The 3,622-nt window shown below is 63.9% G+C and carries 4 protein-coding genes and 1 tRNA gene; 3 read left to right on the forward strand and 2 right to left on the reverse strand.

Translation table 11 applies throughout. From position 1 onward, the window contains the following. The coding region (ruvA, locus tag AXK11_RS05590) for a Holliday junction branch migration protein RuvA (RefSeq protein WP_068630160.1) at positions 1 to 470 on the forward strand (470 nt) is incomplete at its 5' end. A 242-nt stretch (positions 471 to 712) separates the two neighbouring features. On the opposite strand, the gene AXK11_RS05595 is transcribed toward ruvA, so the two are convergent. Then, positions 713 to 1,651: a hypothetical protein gene (locus AXK11_RS05595; protein WP_068630162.1), complete on the reverse strand. Its 939-nt coding sequence runs from the start codon at positions 1,649 to 1,651 to the stop codon at positions 713 to 715. A gap of 2 nt (positions 1,652 to 1,653) precedes the next feature. Further along, positions 1,654 to 2,268, reverse strand: coding sequence for an RNA polymerase sigma factor (locus AXK11_RS05600; protein ID WP_068630164.1), 615 nt, complete (start codon positions 2,266 to 2,268; stop codon positions 1,654 to 1,656). A gap of 214 nt (positions 2,269 to 2,482) precedes the next feature. On the opposite strand from AXK11_RS05600, the gene AXK11_RS05605 reads away from it, so the two are divergent. Together AXK11_RS05605 and AXK11_RS05610 are read left to right on the forward strand one after the other, a co-directional pair. After that, positions 2,483 to 2,557, forward strand: a tRNA-Lys gene (locus tag AXK11_RS05605). 53 nt (positions 2,558 to 2,610) lie between these two features. After that, the gene (locus tag AXK11_RS05610) at positions 2,611 to 3,162 is read left to right on the forward strand and encodes an OmpA family protein (protein WP_197456818.1); all 552 of its coding nucleotides are present in this window, start codon (positions 2,611 to 2,613) and stop codon (positions 3,160 to 3,162) included. The last annotated feature ends 460 nt before the right edge of the window (positions 3,163 to 3,622 follow it).

Here is a 3,622-nt window from a genome sequence, read left to right on the forward strand (position 1 = left end):
ACGCGCAGACGCTCTACGGTTTCGCGAGCCCCGAAGAGCGCGACTTTTTCCGCCTCATGATCGAGCACGTAAAAGGCGTCGGCCCCAAGGTCGCGCTCACGATCATGAGCAAGCTCTCGCTGCCCGCGCTCCAGACCGCAATCGCCGCCGCCGATGTGCCGCTGCTCGCCAAATGCCCCGGCATCGGCAAAAAAACCGCCGAGCGACTCGTGATTGAGCTCAAGGGCAAGGTCGGCGTGCCGGGCGGCGGCTTTCCAACCGCAGCCCTCGGCACAGGAAGCGCAGGCGAAGACGGCTCAGACGCGAGCGCAGGCGCAAACGCTGCTGGCAGTGCCCATCGCGACGCCGTACTCGCCCTCTCCGCACTCGGCTACAAACCCGCCGAGGCCGACAAAGCCGTGCGCACCGCCGCCCTCAAACTCGGGGCTGCCGCCACCACCGAAAGCCTCATCAAAGAAGCCCTGAGCTAAGGCCAAACGCGCGGCAGCAACTCGGTGGCACACGCTTTTCCAGCTTCCCCACTGCGCGTGGAGCGGCATGGCGGTGTCTTTCCTTTCGTGCGCGGAAGCTAGCACGCCCCAGCCGCCCCGCAAGGAGTCTTCGGCTCTCCTTTTTGGCGGGCCGCCCGGTGGCGGCTCGCGGTCTTCGACCGGTTTTATGGGCGGCGAGCCGTTGCCTCGCCGGACTCCGCCCGATCCCCAGGCCCGGAGATCTAGCGCTGAAACTGAAAGCGCAAGGGCTCCACGTGCGGCACTGCTTCGGGGGCGTCTGCCTCCGGGCGGCGGTACAGGTGCGCGCTTGGGGCGACTGCGGGTTGGACCTGAAAGCTGGGGAACTGACGCCGCGCACGCGCGATGTCTATCGCATCGGGATTGATGAGGGCCGCCCATTCCAGGTGCCCATTGGCAACAGCCGCCCGGGGCAGTGCAGCCGCATAGAAAAAGGGTGAATGCTGCCCAAATCTCAGTTCTGGGGCGCTTCGGGGAAAACCCGGGCTGTAAACCGGATGAAGCCGGCGCAGTGTCGGGGCGGGTGTCGCCACAGCGGGCCTCGCCGAAACGGGAGCCGAAGCCGTGGCCGCCAAAACCTGCACTGGCGCAACCGGAGCCGATGCAGCCGGCGAGAAAACGGCAGAGGAGGCAGGAGCCACTGTGCGAGTGGCCGCCCTCGCGCTGGCGAAAGAAGCACGCGCCGGCGCTTGCGTCTCGGCCTGGGGCGCGAGGGCGGGCGCGGAAACGAGGACGGCTGGGGCTGCCGAAATCGGAGTCGGGATCGACCGCTGCTCCTCCTCAAACTCGCGCAGGTGGTGGCCCGAGCGGTCGTCGCCCTGGAAAACGAAAAAGGCGAGCGCACCGCAGGCTGCCGCGAGGCCCACACCGCCCGCCCAGGCGCCCCAGCCCAAACTTGTACGCCGCAAGCCTTGCGCCAGCTCGCGCGTGTGCGAAAGCAGCTCGGGCGCGCGCTCCTCTTTCGCCGCAAAGGTGCTGCCCAGCTCCAGACAGCCGCGGTGCATCGCGCAGTACTGCCGGTAGAGCGTATGTCGGGCGGGGTCGCGCCGGATCTCCGCCTCCAGCACCCGCACCTGCTCGGCGCTGATTTCGTGGTCGAGGTAGAGATTCAGTAGCTCGATAAATTTTTTTTCGCTGATCATCGTTAGCGCTGTTTTGAGGAGAAATCTTCGCCGAGGTGCGCCCGCAGGCTCTCGCGAGCACGGGCGATCCGGCTTTTAACTGTACCGACAGAGATTTTCAGGACCGCAGCGATTTCCTCGTAAGAGAGGTTCCTGACATTTCGCAGGACGAGGATCTCGCGGTGCTTGCTGCCCAGCTTTTCCATCGCTTGCCCGATCCGATCCACAAACTCCTGGGTCACCGCGATATCATCTGGAGTTTCCACCTGGGCGGGAAGCACGTCCGCGAGCGTAATATTACCCTCGGGCCCCAGAGGCTGCTCAAAGGAGAGGCTTTTGTCGCGCTTGCGCCGCCACCAGTACCAGTAGCGGTTTCGCGCCAGGTTGGTCGCGATCTGGTACAGCCAGGTGGAAAAAGCCGAGTCGCCGCGAAACTTCGGCAGGCCCCGGTGCGCGCGGATAAACGCGTCTTGGGTCACCTCCTCCGCGTCCTCCGTATTGCGCAAAAGCTGGTGAACCATCGCGTAGATGCGGGCCCAGTAGCGGCTCACCATCTCGTCGAAAGCAGACTGATCCCCGTTCTTGAATCGATCGACGAGCAGCCGATCCAGTGCGACCTCTTGTGCTTTGGCTGTCATGCGTTGTGCGCCGCCCTGACCAGCATATTTCTCTAAAGTTCCTTCATTTGATTCGGTTTGCGACAGGCGGCTCATGCAGTGGGTTGCAGGCGATAAGTGAGCGGCCCCAAGCGGTCAATCACCGGGCCTTTTTTCGGCCCTTCCGAAGCCACTTCCCAGAAAGTGCTTGCCATAGCTTTGGGGCAAAAATCTAGTCCGCCCTTCCCTCCCGCATGGGTTGATAGCTCAATGGTAGAGCAGTTGACTTTTAATCAATTGGTTCAGGGTTCGAGTCCCTGTCAACCCACCACCTCCCAACTCGTTTTTACCCGTATTTCCGCTCGGGACACCGCAATGAACTCTTTGGCTTTTAAGAAAATCTTCCTCGTCCTGCTCAGTGGCGCAGCCCTCTTCAGCGGTTGCCAGAAAAAGCCAAAGCGGCCCGACCCGAGCGCGACGGTCATGGGCGGCGGCAGCGGCGGCGGCTACGGCTCCTCGCTGGATCCGCTCGACGTTTCGCTGCTCGCACCCGGCACGGGGCTCGAAGGACGCGGAGCGGGCTTCGACCTCAATGGCCAAATCCGCGGCGTGCTGGAGGCCGTCTACTTCGACTTCGACAAGTCGTCGATCAACCCCTCCGAGCGCGCCAAACTCCAGGCCGCCGCCGACTACCTGCGCAACAACCCCGGCCACCGCCTCCTGCTCGAAGGCCACTGCGACTGGCGCGGCACCGCCGAGTACAACCTCGGCCTCGGCGACCGCCGTGCGAGCGCCGCCCGCCAGTACCTCGGCACACTCGGGATCTCCCCCGACCGGCTCGAAACCCTCTCAAAAGGAAGCCTCGAAGCCGTGCGCAATGCCGACCGGGCCACCGCCGCGATGGATCGCCGCGTGGAGCTCGTCGTCATCCAGTAAGCAAACAAGCCGTTCCTCAGCCGCGCCGCAAAACGTGCGCGGCGCCAAAAAAGCCTCGGATTTCCCACCGAGGCTTTTTTGTGGGCGCAGCGGGGCTGTGATTGAGGCTACCGCTGACGAGCCGCCAACGAGCGGCTCGCCAGATAAACGAGTCGAAGACTCCACTGCGCGTGGGGCGGGGCGCCACGTGCCATTGAATTTGCGATTTTGCCCGTGCGCTTTGCGCCCGAACAAAATCGCAAATTTAACGGGCCTTCCCCCAGTCGCGTTGCGACTGGGAATGAGGCATCAAATGCGAATGGAAAGGAAACCCGCTGGGGCGAGTTTTTTTGGTTAACGAAGAAATTCCGGCCCGACCGGAGGTCGGGCATTTCCGACTGTGCGGCTTGTTCCGTCGGGCGGAACGCCCGACAGCAAGCCGCACAGTAAATGGGTGCAGGCACCGCCTGCCGCCGCCCGC

Source organism: Cephaloticoccus primus, from assembly GCF_001580015.1.
Taxonomy (GTDB): Bacteria; Verrucomicrobiota; Verrucomicrobiia; order Opitutales; family Opitutaceae; genus Cephaloticoccus; species Cephaloticoccus primus.